Annotated in this window: 22 protein-coding genes; 9 read left to right on the top strand and 13 right to left on the bottom strand. The window is 67.6% G+C overall.

Annotated features, from left to right (window positions below; genetic code table 11):
* Positions 1-10: 10 nt before the first annotated feature.
* Positions 11-1,303, top strand: a complete 1,293-nt coding sequence (locus tag G6034_RS11500; protein ID WP_176635258.1) for a DUF58 domain-containing protein — start codon at positions 11-13, stop codon at positions 1,301-1,303.
* Between the two features lie 281 nt (positions 1,304-1,584).
* Here G6034_RS11500 and treS read toward each other — a convergent pair whose 3' ends face one another.
* From treS to G6034_RS11450, 10 genes are all read right to left on the bottom strand, one after another.
* Positions 1,585-3,867 (bottom strand): maltose alpha-D-glucosyltransferase, encoded by a 2,283-nt coding sequence (gene treS / locus G6034_RS11495; RefSeq protein WP_176635257.1) that lies wholly within the window; start codon positions 3,865-3,867, stop codon positions 1,585-1,587.
* A 316-nt stretch (positions 3,868-4,183) separates the two neighbouring features.
* Positions 4,184-5,320 (bottom strand): uroporphyrinogen decarboxylase/cobalamine-independent methonine synthase family protein, encoded by a 1,137-nt coding sequence (locus G6034_RS11490; RefSeq protein WP_343038026.1) that lies wholly within the window; start codon positions 5,318-5,320, stop codon positions 4,184-4,186.
* Positions 5,320-5,796, bottom strand: a complete 477-nt coding sequence (locus G6034_RS11485) for a chorismate mutase (protein ID WP_176635256.1) — start codon at positions 5,794-5,796, stop codon at positions 5,320-5,322. Before G6034_RS11485 ends, G6034_RS11490 begins: the two co-directional genes overlap by 1 nt.
* Positions 5,797-5,876: 80 nt before the next feature.
* Positions 5,877-7,586 carry a dipeptide ABC transporter ATP-binding protein gene (locus G6034_RS11480; RefSeq protein WP_176635255.1) on the bottom strand — a complete coding sequence of 570 codons (1,710 nt, stop codon included), beginning with the start codon at positions 7,584-7,586 and terminating at the stop codon, positions 5,877-5,879.
* Positions 7,583-8,539 carry an ABC transporter permease gene (locus tag G6034_RS11475; RefSeq protein ID WP_176635254.1) on the bottom strand — a complete coding sequence of 319 codons (957 nt, stop codon included), beginning with the start codon at positions 8,537-8,539 and terminating at the stop codon, positions 7,583-7,585. Before G6034_RS11475 ends, G6034_RS11480 begins: the two co-directional genes overlap by 4 nt.
* A gap of 3 nt (positions 8,540-8,542) precedes the next feature.
* Positions 8,543-9,625, bottom strand: a complete 1,083-nt coding sequence (locus G6034_RS11470) for an ABC transporter permease (RefSeq protein WP_246295720.1) — start codon at positions 9,623-9,625, stop codon at positions 8,543-8,545.
* 126 nt (positions 9,626-9,751) lie between these two features.
* Positions 9,752-11,395, bottom strand: coding sequence for an ABC transporter substrate-binding protein (locus G6034_RS11465; protein WP_176635252.1), 1,644 nt, complete (start codon positions 11,393-11,395; stop codon positions 9,752-9,754).
* A gap of 136 nt (positions 11,396-11,531) precedes the next feature.
* Positions 11,532-12,149 carry a TIGR03086 family metal-binding protein gene (locus G6034_RS11460; protein ID WP_176635251.1) on the bottom strand — a complete coding sequence of 206 codons (618 nt, stop codon included), beginning with the start codon at positions 12,147-12,149 and terminating at the stop codon, positions 11,532-11,534.
* Positions 12,150-12,218: 69 nt separating this feature from the next.
* Entirely contained in the window at positions 12,219-13,358 is a 1,140-nt protein-coding gene (gene mnmA / locus G6034_RS11455) for a tRNA 2-thiouridine(34) synthase MnmA (protein ID WP_176635250.1), read from the bottom strand.
* A gap of 89 nt (positions 13,359-13,447) precedes the next feature.
* The gene (locus G6034_RS11450; protein WP_176635249.1) at positions 13,448-14,671 is read right to left on the bottom strand and encodes an aminotransferase class V-fold PLP-dependent enzyme; all 1,224 of its coding nucleotides are present in this window, start codon (positions 14,669-14,671) and stop codon (positions 13,448-13,450) included.
* Between the two features lie 157 nt (positions 14,672-14,828).
* Here G6034_RS11450 and G6034_RS11445 point away from each other — a divergent pair, with 157 nt between their 5' ends.
* Positions 14,829-16,328, top strand: coding sequence for a S8 family peptidase (locus G6034_RS11445; protein ID WP_176635248.1), 1,500 nt, complete (start codon positions 14,829-14,831; stop codon positions 16,326-16,328).
* A 292-nt stretch (positions 16,329-16,620) separates the two neighbouring features.
* On the opposite strand, the gene G6034_RS11440 is transcribed toward G6034_RS11445, so the two are convergent.
* Positions 16,621-17,304 carry a helix-turn-helix transcriptional regulator gene (locus G6034_RS11440; protein WP_176635247.1) on the bottom strand — a complete coding sequence of 228 codons (684 nt, stop codon included), beginning with the start codon at positions 17,302-17,304 and terminating at the stop codon, positions 16,621-16,623.
* 125 nt (positions 17,305-17,429) lie between these two features.
* Between G6034_RS11440 and folE the strand changes: the two genes are divergently transcribed.
* The 7 genes from folE to G6034_RS11405 all read left to right on the top strand — a co-directional run bounded on the left by folE (position 17,430) and on the right by G6034_RS11405 (position 23,679).
* Positions 17,430-18,065 carry a GTP cyclohydrolase I gene (gene folE / locus G6034_RS11435; RefSeq protein WP_176635246.1) on the top strand — a complete coding sequence of 212 codons (636 nt, stop codon included), beginning with the start codon at positions 17,430-17,432 and terminating at the stop codon, positions 18,063-18,065.
* 59 nt (positions 18,066-18,124) lie between these two features.
* The gene (locus G6034_RS11430; protein ID WP_246295708.1) at positions 18,125-19,378 is read left to right on the top strand and encodes an NAD(P)/FAD-dependent oxidoreductase; all 1,254 of its coding nucleotides are present in this window, start codon (positions 18,125-18,127) and stop codon (positions 19,376-19,378) included.
* Between the two features lie 8 nt (positions 19,379-19,386).
* Positions 19,387-20,376: a dihydropteroate synthase gene (gene folP / locus G6034_RS11425; protein WP_176635245.1), complete on the top strand. Its 990-nt coding sequence runs from the start codon at positions 19,387-19,389 to the stop codon at positions 20,374-20,376.
* Positions 20,373-21,137, top strand: a complete 765-nt coding sequence (locus G6034_RS11420) for a pyrimidine reductase family protein (RefSeq protein WP_218063844.1) — start codon at positions 20,373-20,375, stop codon at positions 21,135-21,137. The genes folP and G6034_RS11420 overlap by 4 nt, the downstream gene beginning before the upstream one ends.
* A 171-nt stretch (positions 21,138-21,308) precedes the next feature.
* Positions 21,309-22,334 (top strand): DnaJ domain-containing protein, encoded by a 1,026-nt coding sequence (locus G6034_RS11415; RefSeq protein ID WP_176635244.1) that lies wholly within the window; start codon positions 21,309-21,311, stop codon positions 22,332-22,334.
* A gap of 17 nt (positions 22,335-22,351) precedes the next feature.
* Complete coding sequence (locus G6034_RS11410) at positions 22,352-22,819, top strand: TrmH family RNA methyltransferase (RefSeq protein ID WP_176635243.1); 468 nt, start codon at positions 22,352-22,354, stop codon at positions 22,817-22,819.
* Between the two features lie 56 nt (positions 22,820-22,875).
* Complete coding sequence (locus G6034_RS11405) at positions 22,876-23,679, top strand: class I SAM-dependent methyltransferase (protein ID WP_176635242.1); 804 nt, start codon at positions 22,876-22,878, stop codon at positions 23,677-23,679.
* Between the two features lie 62 nt (positions 23,680-23,741).
* Here G6034_RS11405 and G6034_RS11400 read toward each other — a convergent pair whose 3' ends face one another.
* Both G6034_RS11400 and G6034_RS11395 read right to left on the bottom strand, forming a co-directional pair.
* Positions 23,742-24,710, bottom strand: a complete 969-nt coding sequence (locus G6034_RS11400) for an electron transfer flavoprotein subunit alpha/FixB family protein (RefSeq protein WP_176635241.1) — start codon at positions 24,708-24,710, stop codon at positions 23,742-23,744.
* A gap of 10 nt (positions 24,711-24,720) precedes the next feature.
* Complete coding sequence (locus tag G6034_RS11395) at positions 24,721-25,512, bottom strand: electron transfer flavoprotein subunit beta/FixA family protein (RefSeq protein WP_218063846.1); 792 nt, start codon at positions 25,510-25,512, stop codon at positions 24,721-24,723.
* Between the last annotated feature and the right edge of the window lie 383 nt (positions 25,513-25,895).

Raw genomic sequence — 25,895 nt, 5'->3', positions numbered from 1 at the left:
GGTCTCGGACATGGCCATTTCGGGCAGGTTCTTCCTCCTGGCGCTGCTTCTGGTGGTGCCGCTCATCGCCGCGCCGTATGCCATCACCTGGGTGGTTGCGCTTGCCGTGCTGCTGGCGGTGTCCGCCGCCGACCTGCTGCTGGCGGCCTCCCCGCGCCGCATCGCCGTCCGCCGCGAAATGCCCGCCGGCGTGCGCCTCACCGAGAGCACGACGGCGGTCCTTCGGCTGGCGAACGAGTCGCCCCGCCTGCTGCGGGGCCAGGTGCGGGACGGCTGGCAGCCCTCGGCGGGCGCTGCCAACGCGTTGCAGGCGCTGCGCATCCCGGCCGGGGAACGCGCCGTCGTCCGGGTATCCCTGCGCCCGGTCCGCCGCGGGGACCTGCGCACGGAGCACGTGACCTTCCGGTCCTTTGGGCCGCTGGGCATGGCCGCCTGGCAGAAGACCATCGCGGCGCCGGGCACGCTGCGGGTGCTGCCGCCGTTCCACTCCAAGCGCCACCTGCCGTCGAAACTGCGCAGGCTGCGCGAGCTGGACGGCCGGGCGGCCGTGCAGATCCGCGGCGCCGGCACCGAGTTTGACTCGCTGCGCGACTACGTCCGCGGCGACGACGTCCGCTCCATCGACTGGCGTGCCACCGCGCGGCGCCGGGACGTGGTGGTGCGCACCTGGCGGCCTGAGCGCGACCGCCGCGTGGTCATTGTGCTGGACACCTCACGCACCTCGGCGGCCCGGATCGGCGATGAACCCCGGCTGGACACCGGCATCGAGGCGTCGCTGCTGCTGGCGGTGCTGGCCGAGCGCGGCGGCGACCGCGTCAGCCTGGTCGCCTACGACCGCCGCGTCCGGGCCCGCGTTTCCTCCTCCGGCAAGGGCAACATGCTCGGCGCCATGGTCCAGGGGCTGGCGCCGCTGCAGCCGGAGCTGATCGAGCTGGACGCCGCCGGGGTGCCCGGCCAGGTCCGTTCGGTGACGGCGCACCGGGCGCTGGTGGTGCTGGTGACCTCGCTCGACGCCGGCGCCGCCGGGGAGGGGCTGATCCCGCTGGTGGCCCAGCTGGCCCGCAGGCATGTGGTGGTGGTGGCGTCCGTGCGCGACCCGGCCCTGGACGAGGCCCGGCGGGAACGGTCGACGGCGTCCCTCGCCTACCGTGCGGCCGCGGCCGAGCACGCGCTCAACCGGCGTGCCGCCGTCATGGCAGTCCTCAGGCAGATGGGCGCCGAGGTGGTGGACGCCCCGCCCCACGAACTCCCGCCGGAACTGGCAGACATGTACATCCGCCTCAAGGCCGCCGGCCGCCTCTGACGCCGCGCCGCTTCCGACAGCATTTCCGCAACCGCCGCGTCACCATGGGAGGTTATCCGTGAGTTCCTGTGTCCGCGACGGAGGTCTCCCAGGGGTGTGTTTTTAAACCGCGGAATCCGGTGCGGACCTGTGCGAAATGTGACGCAGCCGTGCCGGCTTGGTGGAGGCGCCGTGCGCGTCAGCGCCCGGGATCCATCCGCGTCTGCAGCCTGACCCAGAACACGCGGCCACCGCGGCATTGGACCTTGGTTCGCCGATGAGGTTCCGGGGTGCCCGGCGGATCAAGCCAGGTCGAGGCCTGCCGGGGATAAGCTCACAAGCAGCGCGGTACCTTGATATGCCTTTAGCTGGATGTAGAAGCTGTGCAGGTCATCGACGCTGCCGACGGATTCGCCCGTAAACGCATCCGTTACCTGGGCACCACAGTCCAAATGAACTGATTTCACGGTTCCGGCCAGGTCTTGAGCGGAAAAGTTCAAAACCGTGGCCTGCAGCATTCCCGACTCGAGCCGGTGCACCATCACGAGCAGGGCACGATGGGAGACCTCCGGGACGTCGATCAGAACACTGGTCGCTATGGACCAGTCCTCACGGACGGCGAGGATGCGCGAGAGCCGTCGGGCAAAGGAGCCCTCATCGGCCAACTGCTCGGGCAAGGTTCCGTAGAGGCTTCTGGCCTTGGGCATCCCGGACAATGCCTGGTCGGCGGCCGGGTCGGCGCCCATTAGATCGTGGGCGGCCCGATGGATCCACCGCGTGTCCCCGCGCGAGACGAGACGCGCGACCTGGGTTTTTTCCAAGGTGACCATGCCGCAGAGGTCCCAGCCCGAGAGTGCGAACACTCCTGGCTGCAGGGCGTTGTACATGGCCAGGAGCAGATGGACTTCGCGGATTTGTTCCGTCTGTTCGGCCGTGATGGTTGCGAGGTCCTTGATTCCCAGCACCGCACTGATCACCGTGACGGTTGTGCAGGCGATGCCGTTGGTGGTGAAAACCAGGTTGTACGGAGCGCGGTCACCGGTCAGTCCATCCCGGAGTGTTTCGCGCACCGTTTCGGCCAGCTCGAGCCCGGTAAGGTCCTGGCCGTTGAATTCAAACATGTCCTCCTTGTGCTTGGTGCTGAAGTGAACAAGTTCGTAGGTCAGTTCGTCGTGGTTTTGTAGCGCGTGCACCAGGGAGGCCTGGTCGACGCCAAATTCCATCGCCAGGCGCAGTGTGAGCCGAAGAAATTCCGTGTCGGCCGCCACGAGGGCGTGATGGTACGCCGGCCTGGTCACGAAGTCGTAGGAGAGGTCGGGCCCGGTTTCAGATGTTGCCTTAATGTCATCGATCGTCAGATTCAGCTCTTGGAAGCTGAACCCGCCCACCTTCCTCACCATGCTGGCGATGAGTTGGTTGGCAGCCTGGGAGAGGGGATGGCCTTCGGACCAGCCGGGCCGTTCTTCGGCGCTTTTCTCGACACCCAAAAACCCGTTCGCATCCAGGCGGAGTGCTCCCGTGCCCAGATCCACGAGGGAGTGAAGCGCATCTCCCATGACCAATCGCATGCCGGAGAATGTGGGGTCCAACCAGTTTATGGACGGCTGGCCGGCCTTGAAGTAGTGCAGGTACACCCATCGGCGGACTATGCCGGCGGTGTCCATGACGGGGCCTGTCGCGCTCCAGTTGGTTTCCTTGATACCGGATTCGTAAAAGATGACCCGCTGCAGTTGGCCGATGATGTAGCCGGCCCGCTGCAGGCGGCGTTCGGCCGCCGCGTCGATGTTCACTGAGTCCTCGCCGGCGGGAACATCCGGAAGCAGGTCCCAATCGGACTCGGGTATGTCCACCATGTGGTAAATGCCCGGATAATCGAGATAGTTCATTTCAGCGAGCCGGAAGTCGGCACCCTTTCCGGTGTGTCCCGGAACGATGTCGTCGATAATTGTCCCGGAGTGTTCCGCGGCCACCGCGCACATGGTCCGAAATTCGTCTTCCGTCCCGAACAACGGGTCGATCGCCATGCTTATGCGGTCGAAGTGTCCGTCAATGCTGGGGGTGTAGTCCCAGCCGGACAGGCCGCCGGCGCGCTTGACAGGCCCCGTATGGATGGCCTTGATGCCCACTTGCTGGAATGCCTCCCATAGATCGGAAGACCCCAGGGCGGAGAGGAAGGTTTGACCTGGTTTGGTGATGAACGACAGGGGGTAGGCGGTAAACCAGACGGAAGCCCGCTCGACAGCTGCCCTGGGGTTGGGGTAGGCGAACGGATTTTGCCACATGCTGGCTTGCCCGGACAGCTGTCGCGCCAGCGCGTCGGCGTCTCCCAGCATTGACTGGTTCCGCAGCCATTCCACATACGCCTTGTTGCGGGCATCGGGCTCAAAGGGAGGCCGCGAGTCCGTCAAGTATTTGCGCCGCTTGGCTGTGGGCCGCAGGGCGCGCGGCCGTGCAGGAAAGAACTGTTCGTCGTAGGTAATCTCGGGAAGGTTGACCTGGTCCGTTTCCGGCTCCTGCACCCCTTGAAGCAAGGCTTCGCCTTCGCTGTCTTCCCCGTGGGCCAAATTAGGTGCCGAATTGGGCATGGGAACCCTTCCCTTTAGTGTTTCGTGTCACGCCGCCGTATGGCTTCGGACCATGGACTCTGCTCCTTACACTGCCAGAAATTGACTTCAGGTGACAGGGGGACCAAGCGCGTCCTTGGACAAGCCCCCCTGCCTGCTGGGACGAAGTGCCAAGAGGGGGCTCGTTCAGGCCAAAAGAGTACTGACAACTGGTCCTGATGAAGGATACCCCGATGTGGCACACCCCTCAGGGAATGTGCCAAACCGTCTGGCCTGCCCGTCACGTGAAAAATCGGCCGCCACGACACCCATTCACAAGGCACCGGACGTCCGGGCGTTACGCGTTGCGGAGGTCGTTCAGGGCCGCGGCAACGTCCAGCGTGCTGTTCACGATGGCCCGCGCCTCCGCCGGGGAGACGCCAGCGAGGCCTGCCTCCGGGGTGATGCGGAGTGCCTCGAGCGATGATTCAGGCAGGCCCAGCCCGCGCCACGGCCGCATGATCCGTTCCACCAGCGCCGGGTACGACGGCGGCGCCTGGCCCGGGCGTGCGGGCACCGTCCCGGCCCACACGCCCATGCCCGATTCAATGGCGCCGGCCAGCTGCTCCCAGTGGCCGGTGTCGAGCTGGTCCAGCGGAACGGCGACGGCGTCGATCCCGCATTCCAGCGCGAGTTTCAAAGCCTTGCGCCAGAATGCCGTTTCGGCCGACTTGGTCCCGCCCGGCCCGGTTTCGGCTGGCCCGGTTTCGGCTGGCCCGGCCTCAGCGGCCTCGGCGTGCGGCCGCGCCAGGTTGATGGCGATTCTCGCGAAGCCGGCGGCGCGCGCTTCGGCCACGAGGGCGGTCCACGTTTGGCGCAGCTCGGACGCGGGGACGGAGCGCAGGGTCCTGTACCCGGAAGCCGTGGGAATGGTCCCGGCCAGGGCCCTGGCCACCTCCGGCTCGTCAATTTGGAGGGTCAGCGCCGCACCCGGCACGGCGGCCCGCACCCTTCCAGCATGCTGGGCCAGCCCCGCGGACAGTGACTGGGCCACGTCGCGTCGTGCGCCATGGTCGCGCAGCGCGCGCTCGCCGTAATGCAGGTGGATGGCGGCCGCGAGCGAAACGGGCCCCACCACTTGCAACTTCAGCTCCGGAAGTTCCAGCTCCGCTGCCCCCGCGACGTCGGCCAGGACGTTGATGTCGGTGGACAGCGCCGAGACGGCCCGGCGGTGGTCGTTCCCGGGGCGGTCCGTGAACCGCCAGCCGTACGGCTGGACGTCCACGGGAAGCTCCACCAGCAGTCCCGCGGTGCGTCCCACGGCGTCGGAGCCGATGCCGCGCGCCGGAAGTTCGGGCAGGGATGGCAGGTGCGCCGGCGTGAACACGCCGAGGGAAACCTTGTCCGCCTCGGCAGGATCCGTGCCTGGCCAGGGGCCGAGCATGGTGGCGGTGACCTGGGGATCGACCACCGGCCGGTTGCTAGGGGCGCCCACTAAAGGTTCGTGCCGCCGTCGTGCGTCCGGGCGGGCGCATCCGGGCCGCCAACAAAGCCCTGGCCGTCCTCGCTGACCACGGGGATCACGCCGGTCGCGGCCACGGCGGAGTGGCTTTCGGAAATGGCCTGGTGGTGGTGGATGACCTCGCTGATGATGAAGTTGAGGAACTTTTCGGCAAACGCCGGGTCCAGGTGGGCGGACTCGGCGAGGGCGCGCAGACGCTGGATCTGGGCCTTTTCGCGCGTGGGGTCGGCCGGGGGAAGCTGGTGGGCGGCCTTGAGGATGCCCACGCGCTGGGTGGCCTTGAACCGTTCGGCCAGCAGATACACCAGGGTCGCGTCAAAGTTGTCAATGCTGGAGCGGATGGAGAGCAGCTCCGCCATGACGGCGGGGTCCACGGAACCGGTGAGGGAACTGGCTGCCGGGTCAAAGTCTTCGACGGAGAGGTGGTGCGCGTGGCTCGGTTCGGTCATGAAAACAGTTTAGGTGGTGCACCGGGCGGACAAAACTTGTGTCCACGCCGGCGCACCACCCAAGGGTCGGGCGCAGGAACCTACCGCCGGGCCAGGAGGGCCTGGTGGACGGCGCGCCGCTCGGCCTGTTCGGCCGGGTTCGGCACCGGCAGCGACGCCAGCAGCCGTTTGGTGTAGTCCTCCTGCGGGTTGCCCATGATCTGGTTCCCGATCCCCTGTTCCACCATCTTGCCCTTGTAGAGCACCCCGACCCACTCGGCCAGAATGTCGACAACGGCGAGGTCGTGGCTGATGAACAGGGCGGCAAAGCCCATCTCCACCTGGATCTCGCGGAACAGCTCCAGCACCTTGGCCTGGACGGAAACATCCAGGGCCGACGTCGGCTCGTCGGCGACAAGCAGCTTCGGCTTCAGCGCCAGGCCGCGGGCCAGCGACGCGCGCTGCCGCTGCCCGCCGGAGAGCTCGTGCGGGAAGCGCTTGGCATAGGCCCGCGGCAGCTGCACGGATTCGAGCAGTTCCTCCACCTTCTTGGTGACGGCCGCGCCGGACAGGTCCGTGTGGATGAGCAGCGGCTCGGCCACGCACTCGCCGATGGTCAGATGGGGGTTGAAGGAAGCCGCCGGGTCCTGGAAGACGAAGCCGATGTCCTTGCGGTACGGGCGGAAGGTGCGTTCCTTGTAGTTGCGCATCTCGTAGCCGAGCACCTCCAGCGAGCCGCCGGTGGTCCGGTTCAGCCCGGCGATGGCCCGGCCAATGGTCGTCTTGCCGGAGCCGGACTCCCCCACCAGGCCAAACACCTCGCCGGCGCTGATGGTGAACGAAACCTTGTCCACGGCACGGAAGGCCGGGCTGCCGAGGCGCCCGGGGTACTCAATTTCAAGGTCCGTGGCGCGGACCAGCACTTCCTTGTCCTGGAAGGCTCGCTCGGTGAAGCCTTCCGAGGCGGAGTTGCGGCCCAGGTGGGGCACGGCCGCGAGCAGCTTTTGCGTGTATTCCTCCCGCGGCGCGTCAAAGAGCACCTGGGAGGGCGCCTCCTCCACCACGTCGCCTTGGAACATGACCACCACGCGGTCGGCCAGGTCCGCCACCACGCCCATGTTGTGGGTGATCAGCACGATGGAGGTGCCGAATTGGTCGCGCAGGTCCCGGAGCAGTTCCAGGATCTCTGCCTGGACCGTCACGTCCAGGGCGGTGGTGGGCTCGTCGGCCACGATCAGCCCCGGGTTCAGGGCCAACGCCGCGGCAATGACCACGCGCTGTTTCTGCCCGCCGGAGAACTGGTGGGGGTAGTAGTCCACGCGCTTCTCCGGCTCGGGGATGCCGACCTTGCGCAGCGCGTCAATGGCCAGCCTGCGGGCCTCCCTGCGGCCCACCCGCTTGCCTTCGGGCCTGTGGGCCCGCAGGCCCTCGGCGATCTGCCAGCCCACCGTGTACACGGGGTTCAGCGCCGTCGACGGCTCCTGGAACACCATGGCCACGTCCCGGCCGCGGATCTGCCGCAGCTGGTGCGGGCTGACGGTGATGATGTCGTTGCCGCTGATGACCACGGCGCCGCTGCTTTGCGCCGTCTCCGGCAGCAGGCCCAGGATGGCCTTGGCGGTGACGGTCTTGCCGGAGCCGGATTCGCCCACAATCGCCACAATCTCCCCGGGCGCCACCGTGAAGGACACGTCCTTCACGGCATGGACGTCCCCCGCGTCCGTGGCAAAGGTGACCTTGAGGTCCTCAATGTCCAGTACCGGCCGGAGCCCCTGCCCTTCGACGGGTGCCTGCTTGTCAGGGCGGCTCATGCGTCCACCAACTCCTCATCCTTGGTAGGGCCGTTCTTTTTCTTCCCAACGCGCTTGCGCCCACGCAGGCGCGGATCGTTGAGGTCATTCATGGACTCCCCCAGCAGCGTCAGTCCCAGCACCGTCAGCACGATCGCGGCGCCGGGGAACACGCCGGTCCACCAAATGCCGGACGCGGCGTCCGTCTGCGCATGGTTGAGGTCATAGCCCCACTCCGCTGCGGACGAAGGCTCGATGCCGAAACCCAGGAAGCCCAGCCCGGCCAGCGTCAGGATGGCCTCGGAGGCGTTGAGCGTGAAGATCAGCGGCAGCGTCCGGGTGGCGTTTTTGTAGATGTGCCGGGCCATGATGCGCACGCTGGAGGCTCCCACCACGATGGCGGATTCCACGAACGGCTCGGCCTTCAGCCGGATGGTCTCGGCCCGGATCACCCGGAAGTACTGCGGGATGAACACCACGGTGATGGAGATTGCGGCCGAGAAAATGCCCGACCACATGTTGGAGCGGCCCTGGCTGATGGCGATGGACATGACCATGGCGAGCAGCAGCGTGGGGAACGCGTAGATCGCGTCGGCCACCACCACCAGGATCCTGTCCAGCCAGCCGCCAATGTAACCGGAGAGCAGGCCCAGGATCACGCCGATGAAGATGGACAGCGCCACGGCCACCACAATCACAAGGACGGCGGTCTGGGTGCCCCAGATGGTGCGGGCAAAGACGTCGTAACCGCCCGCCGTCGTGCCCCAGATATGGACGGACGACGGCGGTGCCTGCGTTTCGTTGAAGCGCTGGGTTGCACCGTAAGGGGAAATCAACGGCGCCAGGGCCGCGGTCAGCAGGAAGGCTGCGGTCATGACGATGCCGGCGATGAGCATGCCGCGCTGCAGCCCCATGCTCTTCTTCAGCTGGGACACGACGGGAAGGCGGCTGAACAGGGATTTCTTGGTCTCCATGGCCTAGTACCTCACCCTCGGGTCGATCAGTGCGGCAACGACGTCCACGATGAAGTTGGTGATGGCCACGATCACGGCGAGCAGTGCGACGATGCCCTGGACGGCCACGAAGTCGCGGGCCGTGAGGTAGTGGGCCAGCTGGAAGCCCAGGCCCTTCCACTCGAAGGTGGTCTCCGTCAGGACCGCGCCCCCCAGGAGCAGGGCGATCTGCAGGCCCATGACGGTGATGATGGGGATCAGCGCGGGCTTGTAGGCGTGCTTGGTGAGCAGCCGGTACTCGCTGACGCCTCGGGACCGGCCCGCCTCAACGTAGTCCTTGCTCAGCGTGCCGATCACGTTGGTGCGCACCAGGCGCAGGAAGATGCCGGCGGTGAGCAGGCCGAGGGCAACGGCGGGGAGCACGGAGTGCTGGGCAATGTCCCAGAAGGCGTTCATGTTGCCGCTGCGCAGCGCGTCCAGCCAGTAGATGCCGGTGGGGGCCGCCAGGGAAGCCATGGCAATCTCGGTTGACGTCCCTGCCCGGCCGGAAACCGGGAACCAGCCCAGCCAGATGGAAAAGACCAGCTTCAGCAGCAGCCCGGCGAAGAACACCGGGGTGGCGTAGAAGGAGATGGCCAGCACGCGCAGGATGGCGTCCTGGTACTTGTCACGCTTGTAGGCGGCGAGCATGCCGAAGGGAATGCCGATGGCCAGCGCCACGATCAGGGAGTTGATGGCCAGTTCCAGCGTGGCCGTGCCATAGGTGGCCAGCATGTCGGAGATGGCCAGGTTGTCCGAGATGGTGCGGCCAAAGTTGCCGGTGGCAATCTGGCCCAGATACTCAAAGTATTGGATAAAGATGGGACGGTCGTAGCCGGCCTCGTGGATGCGCTGCGCCAGCTGGTCCGGTGCGAGCCGCCCGCCCAGGGCCGCCGTAATGGGGTCGCCGGTCACGCGCATCAGGAAGAAGACCATGGTGACGAGGATGAGGATGGTGGGGAAAATCAAGAAGAAGCGGACGAGCAGATATTTGCCCAGGCTGCCTCCGGCCTTGCTTTTCCGTTCGGGTGCCTGCGCGGCGGGTTCCGCCTGCGGCAGGTCAATCATTGCGGTCATGTATGCCTGTTTCTATGGTGCAAGAAATATCGTGCGGTATGGTTCCGTGCAAGAAGGCGGGGCGCCCAGGGGAGGCCCCGCCTTCTTTGTGGTTGTGCTTTGCGGAGACCCTTCGGCCTACTTGGACAGCACGCCCAAACGGAACTTGAACGATGCATCAAGGGTGTCCTTGGTGCCGTTCACCTTGACGTTGGACACGGCCACCTGGGCACCCTGCAGCAGCGGCAGCGTGGAGAGGTCCTTCGCCTCGTCCGTCTGGATCTGCTCGATGATCGAGGTGCGCTTTGCCTTGTCGTTGGTGACCAGCTGTTCGCTGATCAACTTCTGGATGGCGTCGTTGCTGTAGTGGTTCTTCAGGAAGTTGTCCTTGCTGAAGAACGGCGTCAGGTAGTTGTCCGCGTCCGAGTAGTCCGGGAACCAGCCCAGCTGGTACAGCGGATAGGCGCCGCCGTTGGCGGTGCGCTGCTTGGAGTAGGACACCCACTCGGTGGACTGCAGGTTGACCTTGAACAGGCCGCTGGCTTCCAGCTGCGACTTGATGGCCGCGTATTCGTCACCCGAGGAGGAGCCGTAGTGGTCCGGGTTGTACTGCAGGTCCAGGGTGACCGGGCCGCTCACTCCGGCGTCGGACAGGACCTTCTTTGCCTTGTCAAGGTCCGGGGCGCCGTTGCCGTCGCCATAGTCCTTCTTCAGCGGCTCGATCGCGCCGGTGAAGCCCTGCGGGACAAAGGAGTACAGCGGCAGGTACGTGCCCTTGTACACCTGGTCGGCAATGGCCTTGCGATCGATGGTGTCTGCCATGGCCTGGCGGACCGCGAGCGCCTTGGCTGCGTCCGGCGTCGCTGTCTTGGCGCCGAACGGCATGGTGTCGAAGTTGAAGACGATGTAGCGGATTTCACCGCCGGGCCCAATGTCCACCCGAACGTTCTTGTCCGACTTCAGGCTGTCAATGTCGGTCGCCGTCATGCTGCGCCAGGCGACGTCGATGTTGCCCTTCTGGATGTCCAGCTTCATGTTGGTGGAGTCGGCGTAATACTTCAGGGTCACGCTGTCCGACTTGGCCGGCCCCAGCAGGCCCTGGTAGCTGGGGTTCTTCTTGAACGCAATGAGCTCGTTCTTCTTGTAGGTGTCAATGGAGAACTGGCCGGCGAAGGACTTGCCCTTGATGATGGTGTCGTCGTCGGTGACCTTCGTGGGGCTGAAGACCGTGTCGTCGACGATGGGGGCCGCCGGGCTGGTCAGCACCTGGGGGAACGTCTGGTCGTTGCCGAGCTTGAGCTTGAACACCACGGTGGTGGCATCGGGGGCGCTGACGCTCTCCAGGTTCCCGAGCAGCGTCGCAGGCCCGTTGGCATCGTTGATCTTCAGCATGCGGTCAAAGGAGAACTTCACATCCTTGGAGTCCAGCGCGGTGCCGTTGGCCCACTTCAGGCCGGGCTTGAGCTTGACCGTGTATTCGGTGGGGGACGTGAACGACGCCGAGACGGCCATGTCCGGCTTCGGGTCCGCACTGCCCGGCGACGAATTGAGAAGGAACGGGTAGATCTGGTTCATGACCATGAACGACCCGTTGTCATAGGACCCGGCCGGATCAAGGAAGGTGACCTTGTCCGTGGTTCCCACCACGATCGGACCGCCCGCGGCACCGCCGCCCTGGGAGCTGCCGCCCCCGCCGGCGGGGCCCGTGCATGCTGTCAAAGCAAGCAGTGAGACGCCGGCTACGGCGACCACCGACCGCAGTCCAAATTTATTCTTAGCCATCTGCAAACTTTCTGTAGTGCCTGCTCATGAAACAGGCCACACTACGTTGTGTGACCTGGCCCACGTGCCTTATGTTTACTTTCTACCAGACTTATGCCGTGGACCTTGCATGGAACGGGGAGTTGCAACCAGACGGTTACTTTAGGGACGCGGCCCGGGGCCCGGGCACGAACTGCGGATCCCGCCCGAACCACCCGGCGAGCCGGGCATAGCTGTCCGCATTCAGCGGCACCCTGACCTCATGGCCAAAGGACTTGTCGGGGCCCCGGTAGTCGGCCTTCATCACGCGCTGCGACCAGGCCAGCGACTGGTCGGCCAGGGCGGGGTCCAGCATGACGTGCACTCCGGTGGCCGTGGCCAGGTCCCATGAATGAACGGTGAATTCGGCAATCTGCAGGCCGATCCTGCTGCGCAGCGGCGCCTCGCCGCCACCGGGCAGCGCCACCTGGCTGCTGAGTTCGGCCACGGACCAGGCCCTCATGAGCATGGCGGCGCCGTGGGAAAAGCGGGTGGACCAGTCGGCGCCCACGGTGGCGGTCGCGGCCATCGGGTCCACGTTGCTGCCACGGGCCATCACGGTGTAGTTGTGCAGGTCCTGGACCACCAGGTGGTGCAGGAGGTCCTGGACCGTCCATTCGGTGCAGGGGGTGGGCCAGTCGGCCTGGTTGGCGGCGATGGCCGAGATCACCTCGCCGCACTGGTCCAGCGATCGTTCGAGAAGTTGCAGCGGATTCGGTATTAAATGCGGGGGCATGATGGCTACCTTCCGTGATCAAAGTCACCTTGTACGGAAGTTTACGCCAGCTTGCCGTTTCGTGGGCCGCTACGGCAACTCCGGGCGCGCCAGGGAGCGGGCCGAATCAATCGTCGCCTGTCCCAGCACGCGCGTGCCCTGGTACAGAACCACGGTCTGGCCGGGCGCCACGCCGCGCAGCGGCTCGCCCAGGGTGACGGTCAGCGCCTGGCGGGAAACGCCGTCGTCCATCACCATGGTGACGCGGGCGCGGGCGGGCACGGGGTCGCCGTGGGCGCGGACCTGGGCGTGGCAGTCAAACTCCTCACCCGTGGCGACCTCGGCGATGGGCAGCCCGGCCCAGGAGACCTTGATCCCCTTGAGCTCGTCAATGGCCAGCAGGGCGTGCGGGCCAACCACCACCTTGTTCTCCTTGGGCCGGATCTCCAGCACAAAGCGCGGCTTGCCGTCCGCGGCTGGGGTGCCCAGCTTCAGGCCGCGCCGCTGGCCCACTGTGAACTGGTTGGCGCCGTCGTGGCCGCCCACCTTCGTCCCGGTCTCGTCGACGATGTCGCCCGGGGTCATCTGGATCTTCTCGGCCAGCCAGCCGGCGGTGTCGCCGTCGGAAATGAAGCAGATGTCGTGGCTGTCCGGCTTCTTGGCGACGGACAGCCCGCGGCGCTCCGCCTCCGCGCGCACCTCCGCCTTGGACGGGGTGTCCGCGAGCGGGAACATGGAATGCTTGAGCTGCTCATGCGTCAGCACCCCGAGCACATAGCTCTGGTCCTTGGCCCAGTCCGCGGCGCGGTGCAGTTCCGGGTTGCCGTCGGCATCGGTGATGACCTTGGCGTAGTGGCCGGTGCAGACGGCGTCGAAGCCCAATGCGATGGCCTTCTCCAGCAGCGCGGCAAACTTGATGCGCTCGTTGCAGCGCATGCACGGATTGGGGGTGCGGCCGGCGGCATATTCGTCAATGAAGTCCTGGACCACGTCCTCCTTGAACCGCTCGGAGAAATCCCAGACGTAGTACGGGATGCCGAGGAGGTCGCAGGCGCGCCAGGCGTCGTTGGAGTCCTCCACCGTGCAGCAGCCGCGGCTGCCTGTCCGGAGGGTGCCGGGCATGCGGGAGAGCGCCAGGTGGACGCCGACGACGTCGTGCCCCGCCTCCACAGCGCGGGCGGCGGCGACGGCGGAGTCAACCCCGCCACTCATGGCGGCCAATACTCGCATTACATACCTTTCACAGTTCTTGGATCTCGACGGGCTCGATCACCGGCCTGGTTTCGACAGGCTCGATCACCGGCCTGGTTTCGACAGGCTCAACCACCGGTGCTGGCGGTTTGAATGGACGATTGGTGCCCGGCCATGCCTGCCGTTTTTGCGCGTGCGTGGGCCTGCGGCAGGGCGGCCACAAACGCGTCAACGTCGGCGGGAGTCGAAGTATGCCCGAGGCTGAAGCGCTGCGCGCCGCGCGCCGTGTCCTCGTCCAGGCCCATGGCCAGCAGGACGTGCGAGGGCCGCGGCACGCCGGCCGTGCACGCGGAACCGGTGGAGGACTCGATCCCCGCCATGTCCAGCAGGAACAGCAGGGAGTCTCCCTCGCAGCCCGGGAACGTGAAGTGGGCGTTGCCAGGCAGCCTGCCGGCGGGGTCGAGGGCCGGATCCGTGCCGCGCAGCACAGCCTCGGGGACCAGTTGGCGGACGGCGGCGATGAGCGCATCCCGCAGGCCCGCGATCCGCGCGCCTTCCGCCGCCAGGTTTTCGGTGACGTCCCGGGCGGCGGCGGCAAAGGCCGCGATGCCGGCGGTGTCCAGCGTGCCGGAGCGGACGCTGCGCTCCTGCCCGCCGCCATGCTGCACGGGGGTCAGCGCCACGGCGCGGCCCAGCAGCAGCGCGCCGACGCCCACGGGCCCGCCGATCTTGTGCCCGCTGATGGACATGGCGGCCAGCCCGGACTCCTTGAAGTTGACCGGCACGGAGCCGAAGGCCTGCACCGCGTCGGAATGGACGGGGATGCCGTGCGGTGCCGCGAGCGCAACGACGTCGGCGATGGGCTGGATGGTGCCCACCTCGTTGTTGGCCCACATGCAGGTGACGAGCGCCACGGAGTCGGCCCCGCCGTCGTCCAGTTCCTTCTTGAGGGCTTCCAGGTCAAGGGTCCCGGCTTCATCGACGGGCAGCCAGACGGCCTGGGCGCCCTCGCTCTTTGCCAGCCATTCCACGGTGTCCTGCACGGCGGCGTGTTCGACGGCGGAGACCAGGATGCGGGTGCGGCGGGGATCGGCGTCGCGCCGGGACCAGAACAGGCCCTTGACGGCCAGGTTGTCCGCCTCGGTGCCGCCGGAGGTGAAGATGACTTCTGTTGGATGGGCGCCGGCGGCCGCGGCAATGGTTTCACGGGACTGTTCGACCGTTGCGCGGGCGCGCCGTCCCGCGCCGTGCAGCGAGGAGGGGTTGCCGCTGCGGCTGATGACTTTGGTGAGTGCGGCGAGGGCCGGGGCCGAAATGGGCGTGGTCGCCGCGTGGTCTAGATACACGGGCACCGCACAATTCTACGGCATCCGGCGGACTGCCCACTTTACGGCGCACGCGCTCGACGTCAACATGACAGGGCTTTTGTCAAGGTTGTCAATGTCTGCCGCTGATGGCAGGATCGCAGGTGTCTGACATCACTCAACAATCCTTTGGGGGATTAAATCCATGAAAACAGCACTCTTCCGCCGAACGACGGCGGCTGCCTTCTGCGCGGTCGCGGTCGCGGCGTCAACCCTGCTCAGTGGCAGCGCCATGGCGGCGCCGCCCGGCCAGCAGTCCACACCCATCGACTTTCCCGCGGCCGACGGCGAGCTCATGAGCTACGTGGTCAATGCCAAGGCCGCCAACGCCAACAAGACCCGGGACGTGGTGCGTGCCGTTGAGGCCGCCGGCGGCGCCGCCGTCCAGCAGTGGCCGGAGATCGGCGTCGTCATTGTCCAGTCCGAGCGCGCCAGCTTCCGCGCGGACGTCCTCAAGTACGGAAATTCCTCCGTGGAATCCGTGGGAGCCACCCGCACCATCCCGGTGGCCGAGGGCACCCCGGACGGCATTTCCACACCGTGGCAGAAGGCGCCCCAGCTGCGCAGCAAGCAGCTGGCCAACTCGGATCTCCTCTACGGCGACGCCACGTTCGACGGCGTTGCCCTGGATCCGCGTGAAACCGAGCAGTGGAACCTGACCCAGATCAAGGCGGACCAGGCCCACCAGCTGACCGACGGTTCACGGAAGGTCCTGGTCGGGGTCCTGGACAGCGGGATCGACCCCAACCACCCGGACCTCAAGGCCAACATCGACGTGGCCAACTCCGTCAACTGCACCAACGCCGGGCGCCCGGACACCTCACCGACCGGCTGGAACCCCACCACCTCCTCCCACGGCACCCATGTGGCGGGCATCATCGGCGCGGCCCGCAACGGCGTGGGCATCGTCGGCGTGGCACCCAACGTGCGCATGGCCTCCGTCAAGGTGGTCAACGACGCCGGCTCGATCTATCCCGAATACGCCATCTGCGGCTTCATGTGGGCGGGCATGAAGGGCATGGATGTCACGAACAACAGCTACTACATCGATCCAGTGCAGTTCTGGTGCGATGACCAGCCGGACCAGAAGGCCGTGCGCACCGCCGTCGAGCGCGCCGTCAACTGGTCCACGGACAAGGGCGTGGTGCATGCGGCGGCTGCCGGCAACGCCTCCTACGACCTGGCCAACAAAACCACGGACGACGTCAGCCCGAACGACGCCACCGGGATTGAGCGCCAGATCAACAACGGGTGCAAGGACATGCCCACCGAACTGGACGGGGTGGTGACGGTTTCCTCAACCGACCAGGCCGGCAAGCTGTCGTCCTTCTCCAACCGCGGCTTGAACGTGATTGACGGCGCGGCACCCGGATCACGGATCCTGTCCACGCTGCCCAACAACGGCTATGGACTGCTGAGCGGCACGTCCATGGCTTCGCCCCACGTGGCGGGCGTGCTCGCGCTGATGAAGTCCGGGCATCCCGGCTGGAAGCCGAAGCAGCTGATCTCGCAACTGCGGAAGCAGGCCGAGGACCACATCTGCATGCCGCCGGCGACGCCCAAGGGCGCCACCTGCGCAGGCCCCCTGCGCGACAACAGCTTCTACGGCGAAGGGATCGCGGACGCCCTCCAGGCCGTCTTCTAGGCACCCGGGCAGGGCGGGTTGCGGCCCGCCAGGCGCACGCCTTCAACATTTCCGGCGGCCACCTTTTCAGGTGGCCGCCGGAAATGCTTAATCGTGTTTGGCGTTTGCGTTCAGGGGGTGGCTGTTGCCATTCGCCCCCGGCCTGCCGCGCGCAAATGGCAATGACTGCACCCCCGGGGGTTCAAGGTCTCGACGCGCTCGCAGGGCTCGCTGCTCGACCACCGGGGCGGCTCGACCACCGGGGCGGCTCGACCACCGGGGCGGCTCGACCACCGGATTTCGACGGGCTCAATCACCGAACGGGGACGATCCTGGCGCAGCAGTGGGAGAGTTCGGCGTCGGGTTCAATGCTGTGGTCCCCATCCCCGCAGCCCACCAGGGCCCCGTTGAGCAGCGCGCCATTGAGCTGGCACACCACGCCGGTGTGTTCCTGGGACAGCTTGTGAAACGGGCAGTTGGCCATGATGGTCCCGCCCCGGCCGTCGGGCCGGGGGTCGTAGCCGGTGTTGGCCAGCAGGTTGTGGATGGTTCCGGCCTCGGCGCCCAGCCGCCTGCCGGCGTCGAACGCCACCCCGGCGAGCGCGTCCTCCACGGCTTCGGAGGAGTCGATGGAACGCTGGACGGCCGCCGCCAGCAGTTCGGCCGCAAGGTCGTAGTGCCGGGCGGGGACGGAGGCCGCCACCTCGCCCACGGCCACGGTGTACAGCTTGGTGGGGCGCCCCGATCCCGGTCCCGTGCGGTCCCCCACCTTCCGGAACTCGACCAGCAGCAGTCCGTCCGCCGCCAGCCGGTCCAGGTGGGCCCGGATGGTGCTCTTCGGCAGCCCGAGCGCCTCCGCGCAGTCGTCCCGGCTGAGGGCGTGCGGGCTGCGGCGGATCAACTCGAACAGCCTCTTGCGGACGGGATCACCCAGGGACGCCACGGCGTTGAGCCGCTCGGCCTCGCTCAGGGATGCCTGCTGCTGGGTTGGATTCATGACTGCTTGCCTTCGAGGTTGTGCGGTGCGGATGGTGCTTTGTTTCGTTCTTACATGACGCTTACTTGACGCTTCGAGTCTGCACTTCTAAAGTCAAGAATACAAGCTTTAGAAAGGAAGAGCACATGTCGATCTCAAGCGCGGCCCTCCCCGACCTCCTCGCCTTCGAGGTTCCCGGACTGGACCGTCCCGCGCTGGAGGGTTCCGCGTTGGGCGCCCCGGCGCCCCTTGACCTGCCGGCGGCGCAGGCGGCGATTGCCGACTTCCTCCGTGCCCTGGGCCGCGACGTCAACGACCCCCACCTGTTGGACACCCCGCGCCGGGTGGCCGCCGCCTATGCCGAAATGCTCACGCCGCGCGGGACCAACTGGACCACGTTCCCCAACGATGAGGGCTACGCGGGCCTGGTCCTGGTCAAGGACATCCCCTTCCACTCGCTCTGCCAGCACCACCTGCTGCCCTTCCGCGGCGTGGCCCACGTGGGCTACCTGCCCGGTGAGCGCCTTTTCGGCCTGTCCAAGCTGGCCCGCGGCGTGGAGCATTTCTCCCGGGACCTCCAGGTCCAGGAGCGCTTGACCCAACAGGTGGCAGACTGGCTGGAGGAGACGCTGTCACCCCGGGGCGTCGGAGTCGTCGTGGAGGCCGAACACATGTGCATGTCCCTGCGCGGCGTTCACACTGCCGGCACCCTGACCCGCACGTCCGTTTTCACCGGGGACCTGGCCGACGCCGGTCCCCTGCGTGACCAGTTCCCCCACTAGGGCGGTCCCCCACCTTTTACGCACCAGGCATCCACGTCCACGGAAAAGAGTTTCTTGTCATGAGTGAATCAAACAGCACGCCGGCGGCCCAAGCAGCCGGGATGGTCATCATTGGCGGCGGCCTCGCCGGCGCCACGGCCGCGGAGACGCTGCGCAAGGAAGGCTGGGAGGGTCCGGTGACCATTGTCGCCGACGAGCCGGAAACGCCGTACCAGCGCCCGCCGCTGTCGAAGGGATTCCTGGCCGGCAAGGAAGGCGACGATGCCCTCCTGCCCTACCCTGCCACCTGGTACCCCGAGAACAACGTGGCCGTCCTGAGCGGCACCGCAGCCACGGCAATCGATCCCGCCGCGCACACCGCCACACTCTCCGACGGAACCGTGCTGCCCTATGCCAAGCTGCTCCTCGCCACCGGCGCCTCGCCGCGCGTCATCCCGTTCCCCGGCGTTGACCTTGACGGCGTGCACTACTTCCGCACCAAGGCGGACAGCGTGGCAATGAAGGAGCTCCTTTCCGCCGGCGGGCACAACCTGGTCATGATCGGCTCCGGGTGGATCGGCATGGAAATCGCCGCCACCGCCACCGAACTTGGCAACAACGTGACCCTGCTGGGCCTGGAGGACGTGCCCCTGTCCGTGGCGATCGGCAGCGAGCTGGGCCGCGTGTTCGCCTCGCGCCACGAGGAGGCCGGCGTGAAGTTCGTGCTGCCCTCCAGCGCCAAGGAAATCAGGGGCGACGGCGGCCACGTCACCGCAGTCCTGACCACCACCGGGGAGGTGCTGCCCGCGGATCTGGTGATTGTCGCCGTCGGCGTCGTCCCCAACACCGCCCTGGCCCAGGACGCCGGGCTCACCATCAACAACGGCATCCAGGTCTCGGGCAGCCTGGCGACCTCCGACCCGGACATCTTTGCCGCCGGCGACGTCGCCAACTCCCTGCACCCCGTGACCAACGCCTACGCCCGCTCCGAGCACTGGGCCAACGCCATTGCCAGCGGCAAGGTGGCCGCCAAGTCAATGCTGGGCCGGGACGCCGCGCTTGACGACATTCCCTACTTCTACACCGACCAGTTCGATCTTGGCATGGAGTACTCCGGCTTCGGCGCGCTCACCAAGGAGGCCGAACTTGTGGTCCGGGGCAGCCTGGAAAGGCGCGAATTCATCGCCTTCTGGGTGCTCGACGGCCGCGTCGTGGCAGGCATGAACGTCAACATCTGGGACGTGCAGGACGCCATCAAGGACCTCATCAGCTCCGCGCGCACCGTCGACACGGCAAAGCTGGCTGACCCACAAACGCCGCTCGGGGATATTTGATGGAGGGGATGACAACTCTGCGGCAGCCCCCTTCCTTCGACGCCACCGCCCCCGGTTCGGGGACCGCGGCGCCGTTTTACACGCCGCCGCTGCTGCACCCGGTGCACCGCATTGGCGCCCGGACCCTGGACTTCAGCCGCCAGGTGGCCCTCATGGCCATTGTGAACCGGACCCCGGATTCGTTTTACGACGGCGGCGCCACCTTCGCGCTGGACGCGGCCGTGGCGGCGTCGCTGGCGGCCGTGGACGACGGCGCCGACTGGGTTGACATTGGCGGTGTCCCCTTTGCGCCGGGGCCGGCGCTGGGCGCCCGGGAAGAGGGCGACCGGGTGGTCCCGGTGGTGGAGGCCGTGTCCGCGGCCAGCAACGTCATCATCTCCGTGGACACCTTCCTGCCGGAGGTGGCCGCCCGCAGCATCGCGGCGGGGGCCCACGTGGTCAACGACACCACTGGGCTGTCCCACCCGGAGCTGGCGTCCGTGGTCGCGGAGACCGGCGCCCACCTGATCATCACGCATTCGCTGGCCAAGCCGCGCACCGTCCACCCGCGCCCGGTCTACACGGACGTGGTGGCCGAGGTGGCCGCCTTCCTGCGCGAGAAGGTGGAGCTGGCCCTTTCGCTGGGCGTCCCGCCGGAAAACATCATCATCGACCCGGGGCACGACCTCAACAAGAACACGCTGCACACCCTGGAGCTGACGCGCCGCTTCAACGAGATCGCGGCACTGGGCTTCCCGGCGCTCGCGGCCGTGTCCAACAAGGACTTCATCGGAGAGACGCTCAACCAGGACAAGTCGGACCGCCTGGAAGGCTCGCTGGCCGCGGCCGTCATCTCCATTCTGGGCGGCGCCCGCATCCTGCGGATGCACAACGTGGCGTCGGCGGCCTCAGCCATCCGCATGACCGAGGCCGTGCTGGGCTGGCGCCAGCCCGCGTACCTCCTGCACAACACGGGGGACGCCAACCAGCCGGGCCGCCCGCCCGAGGACGCCCCATGATTGAGCGGATCTTCCCGGCGGCGCCGGCGCTGTCCGGGCCGGCCCTGGACGAGGAGCTGTTGCGCGAAAACGCCGCCGTCCCGCCCGGGCGCGGCTGGGTCAGCTTTAATTTTGTTTCCAGCGTTGACGGTGCGGCCACGGTGGAGGGCCGTTCCGGCAAGCTGGGCAGTGCGGACGACCAGCACCTGTTCCAGCTGATGCGCCGCACGGCGGACGTCATCCTGGTGGGCGCCCAGACCGTCCGGGCCGAAGGCTACGGCGGCGAGCTGCTCAGCCCGGACGCCCGCCGGTGGCGCATGGAGCACGGGCTGCCCGAACGCCCGCCGCTGGCCGTTGTCTCGGGCACCCTGAACCTGGACCCGGCCCTGGAGGTATTCACGGACGCCCCCGTCCGGCCGCTGGTCATCACCACGGCGTCCGCCCCCGCGGACCGCAGGGAGGCGCTCGGCGGGGTGGCCGACGTCGTCCTGGCCGGGGAGGATGCCCTGGATGTGGGCGCCCTGGTGGCGGAACTGGGGACGCGGGGGATGCACCGCATCCACTCGGAGGGCGGGCCCACCCTGCTGGGCACCTTCCAAGCGGCCGGGCGGGTCGACGAGCTGTCGGTGACGGTGTCGCCCCTGCTGGTGGGCGGCACGGCCAAGCGCATCGCGGACGTGCTGCCGGGCACCGCGTCCGCCGGGCCGCAGGCCCTGGAACTGGCGCACATCCTCAAGTCCGGCTCCATGCTGTTCCTGCGCTACCTGCGCCCCGGCAACTGAGCGTCAGTTGGCGGGTGGGGACACGGAGCGCCTGGCCATGACGCGCGCGGTGGTCGCGGCCGGGCCGCCGGCTGCACGTCGGGCCTGCCTGGCGACACGGCCGAATTGTGCCGGCGTTCAGGGTTCGCCAGTAGACTGGCCTGATTCGACCAACCAGGCGAAAGGCCACCGGTGAGCGAGAAGTTCCTCACGCACTACCAAGTCCTGGGCATCCCCAGTACCGCGACGGAACGCGAAATAAAGATTGCCTACCGCAAGGCCGCCCGCATTTCACACCCGGACCACGGCGGCGATCCGGCGTTGTTCCGCAAGGTCACCGAAGCCTACGAGGTGCTCGGCAACCCGGAGCAGCGGCTTCGCTACGACAGGTCGTACGCGGCCCCGGCCGGGCGCGGCAGCAGCCGGGGGCATGGCACGCCGGGGCGTTCCCCCGCAGGGCCCGCAGGTCCTGGCCAGGGCGGCACCGGATTCACGGACGGCTCCTTTGGCGGCGGGTCCGCGGCGGGCGGCGGGTTCAACGGCACTTTTTCAACCCGCCGGCCGCCACGGGCCCGCAACACCGCCGGCGAACCGGCCGTCTACGTGCCCGCCTACGAGTCGCTGCCCGAGGGCGCCGTGCCCATCCTGCCACGGAGCACGGCCGCCCTGCCCGTGCACGGGGCGCCGCGGAAGCGCGGCGTCTTTGGCGCCTCGTCCAGGTTGGCACGCGAGGCCCGCACGGCCCAGCTGGTCATGCAGCAGGTGCTGCCCGGCATTCCCGCGGCCCGGCTGATCAACGGGCTGACGGCCCCGGGCGGAAGCGGCTACCTGGACCACGTCCTGGTAGCCGGCTACCGGATCGCCGTCATCGGTTCCATGCTGGTGCCCGGCGGCGCCTTCCGCTGGGACGGCAGCATGCTGGTCCATGGCAGCAAGGTGGCCGCCCCTCCGCAGCTTGTTCCGGCCGCCCGCCGCCTGCAGGAACTGTTCCCCGAATGCAACGTGACGGCGTGGGTCTGCGTTCACAGCGGCACCGGCAATCTCTTTGAGCCGGTCATCGACTACGCCCGGGGGACCGAACCTGATGGCTCGAATGTGCTGAACGTGGCCAACGCGGCCCGGTTTGTCCGCGAGGCCAAGCACTTCCTGGCTGCCGGCCCCAGGCCCAATGTGGTGGACCTGCAGGTGCTGGGCCGCCTGCTCGGCGGCATGTACTGACGCGGTAAGCTGAAGCGGTGTTTCGCATCCTCTTCGTCACCCCCGAGATCCCCGGCAATACCGGAAACGCCATCCGCCTGGCCGCCATCACCGGCGCCGAGCTGCACCTGGTGGAGCCGCTGGGCTTTGACTTTGGGGACGCCAAGCTGCGCCGCGCCGGCCTGGACTACCACGACCTCGCCGTGGTCACCGTGCACAAGACCCTGGAGGCGGCATGGGAGGCCCTGGCGCCGCAACGCGTCTTTGCCTTCACCTCGGACGGGGAAGCCAGCTACACGGACATCGCCTACCGCCCCGGCGACGTCCTCATGTTCGGCCGCGAATCCGTGGGACTGCCGGAAGAGGTCAAGCACGACCCCCACGTGACCAGCCGCGTGCGGCTCCCAATGCTCCCGACCCTGAGGTCCCTGAACCTGGCCAACTCGGCGTCCATCGCCGTCTATGAGGCTTGGCGCCAAAACGGCTTCTCCGGCGCGCAAACGTAGCCCCTGCGCGCCCGTCCACTTCACACAACCAACTGGTCCACCCTCTGGAGGCATTCATGTCCGCTCGCGATCCCGGCCTGGCGTTCACCGACGGCGCCCTGCAATTTGAACTGTGGGCGGACAAGCTGTGGGATCCCATGGGACGCGATGTGGCCGGGGCGGCCGTGCTGCAGCCCGGCGAAAAGGTGCTTGACGCCTGCTGCGGCACCGGCGCGGCCACCCTCCCGGCCGCGCTGGCCGTGGGGCCCCAGGGGACGGTCGACGGCGTCGACCTTTCCACCGGGCTCCTGCGCATCGCCGCCGCCAACCTCGCCGGGCGGGGGATCCTGAACACGACCCTGACCGAGGCCGACGTCACCGAGTGGCGCGGCCACCGCACCTTTGACGCCGTGCTGTGCTCCTACAGCATGTTCTTCTTCGCCGACATGGAGGCCGGCGTGGAACACCTGGTTTCCATGCTCCGCCCCGGCGGCCGCTTCGTCGCGAGCACCTGGGTGGAAGGCGCGCTGGAGCCGTTTGCCGCCCGCATCCTGGAGGCGGCCGTCAAGGAGCGTCCGCGGCTGGCCGGCGTGGTGCCGCTGCCCAACCAGAACATGGCGAAGATTGCCTCGGTGGAATCGCTGACGGACTGGCTGACCGCCCGGGGGCTGGCAGACGTCTCCGTCTCCGCCCACCCCCTGACCCTGTCCGTGGACGACGACATGGCGTGGAACCTGGTCATGGGCAGCGGCTGGCGCACCCTGCTCCCCCGCGACCCCGAGGCCATTGCGCGGGTCCGGCGCGACTTCATCAAGTCCGTGGGCCCGCACGTGGAAATGAACTCCGACGCCCTGATCGGGATCGGCTCAGTCCCGGATTAAGCGTCAGGGCCTGAACAGGCTCGACCACCGGCGGTCGAGCCTGTTCAGGCCCGGTGCGCCGGTCAGCCGCGGCGGCGCTTGATCTCCTCCACGGCCTGCGGGAGCACCTTGAACAGGTCGCCCACAATGCCGAAGTCGGCGATCTCAAAGATCGGCGATTCCGGGTCCTTGTTCACGGCCACGATCACCTTCGAGGTCTGCATGCCGGCCTTTTGCTGGATGGCTCCGGAGATGCCCACGGAAATGTACAGCTGGGGGGAAACCTTCTTGCCGGTCTGGCCCACCTGCGCGGAGTGTGAAATCCAGCCGGCGTCCGTGGCCGCACGGGAGGCGCCCACCGCCGCACCGAGGACGTCCGCCATTTCCTCCACCGGGCCAAAGTCGCCGTCCACGCCGCGGCCGCCGGCCACCACGATCCGGGCGTCCTCAAGCTCGGGCCTCCCGGACGCGGCACGGGGGGTGCGCTGCACCACGCGGGCCCCGAGGCTGGCCGGGGCAAAGTTCACCGAAATGGCTTCGACGGCGGGAGTGGTTGCCTCGGCTGCCGGGGCGGCCTCCACGCTGTGCGACTTCACACTGATGACGGCGACGGCGGAAGTGGCCCGCGCCGCGACCGTGTAGGAGCCGGCCAGCACCGACTTGTGCGCCACGAGGGCCCCATCGACGGATTCGACGGACACGGCATCCGTGATGACGCCCGCATTCAGGGCTACGCCCGCGCGGGCCGCGATTTCCCGGCCCTGGGGGCCGTTGTCCAGCAGCACGGCGGAGGCTGACACGGCCGCCGCCGCCTGCGCCACCAGGTCCGCCTTGGGCGCCACGAGGTAGTCGGCAAGGTCCGCCTGCTCGGAATGGAGAATCCGGGTGACGCCGTACGCGCCCAGGTCCGCGGCCAGCCCGGCATCGACGGGGCCGGCCACCACGGCGACGGGCTCGCCCGCGGCGCGGGCCAGGGTCAGCAGCTGGTGGGCGGTGGGGTGGAGTGTGCCTGGCACGTCAATCTGGTCAATAAATACAACAATGGCTCTCATGTGCGAATCCTTAGATCAGTTTCTGCGCGGCCAGGAAGTCGGCAAGCGCAACGCCGGCTTCGCCCGAGTCGGTGATGATGGTGCCGGCCGTGCGGGCGGGGCGCTCGGCGGCGGCGTCCACCCGGGTCAGGGAACCCGCCGGCCCGACGGCGTCGGCCGGCAGCCCCAGCTCGGCGAGGGACAGCGTGGTGACCTTCTTCTTTTTGGCGGCGATGATGCCCTTGAAGTTCGGGTAGCGGGGTTCGTTCGCCTGGTCCGTGACGGAAACCAGCACGGGCAGGGTGGCCTGGATTTCCTCGGTGAAGTCGTCGCCGTCCCGGCGGGCGGTCACGGTGCTTCCGTCGACCTCCAGCGACGAGGCGAAGGTGAGCTGCGGCAGTCCCAGCCGGGCGGAGAGCTGCGCGGGGATGATGGACGTTTCGCCGTCGGTGGAGGCCATGCCGGTGATGACCAGGTCCACGGGGCCCAGGGTCTTGATGGCGGCGGCCAGTGCCAGCGAGGTGGCCGAGGCGTCGGAGCCGGCCAGGGCCTCGTCGCTCACGTGGACGCCGTCGGTGGCGCCGATCTGCAGCGACTTCTTCACGGCTGCCGCGGCGGCGGCCGGACCCAGCGTCAGGGCCGTGACCTTGTTGCCGGCCTTGGCCCCGCCGCGGGCATCGGTGAGCGCGAGCGCCGCTTCCAGTGCGTATTCGTCAAGTTCGCTCAGGATGCTCTCGTTGCGGTCCATGCGGTGGCTGTCACCTGTGAGGTGCCGGTCAAATTGCGTGTCTGGCACGTATTTGACCAGGACCACAATGTTCAGTGCTGAATTTTCCACTACTGTCCTTTGTGTCATGGACGCATCATTTCCGCCGCGCTCCCGTTGCCGGGAAGGGTGCCGCCGGAACGTCCTGAAGGCTGTCCCCAACAGCTTAGTTCGTGCCGGTGCGGACCCGGAATTTCCCTTGTCGATTCTTTACCTGCGGCACAGTGCACGGCGGCCCGCCCGCCGCCAATGGCACGCGGGATGACGAAACGGACTTTGGATACCGATATCAGCCTCAAAAGTCCGTTTCGTCATCCCCGTCCCCGAGTGGAGGCATGAACACAACAATATTGGGCGCACGCTCACGCACTAAGCGCCGTGGCGCCGGCACCGGGGTCACGTCCGTCAAGGGCCCGGTGGAACGGCGTCCGCCGGTGGCC

The sequence above is a fragment of the Arthrobacter wenxiniae genome, assembly GCF_013376105.1.
GTDB lineage: Bacteria > Actinomycetota > Actinomycetes > Actinomycetales > Micrococcaceae > Specibacter > Specibacter wenxiniae.
The sequence above is the reverse complement of the archived record's forward strand: the minus strand, read 5'-3'. Positions and strand labels throughout refer to the sequence as shown.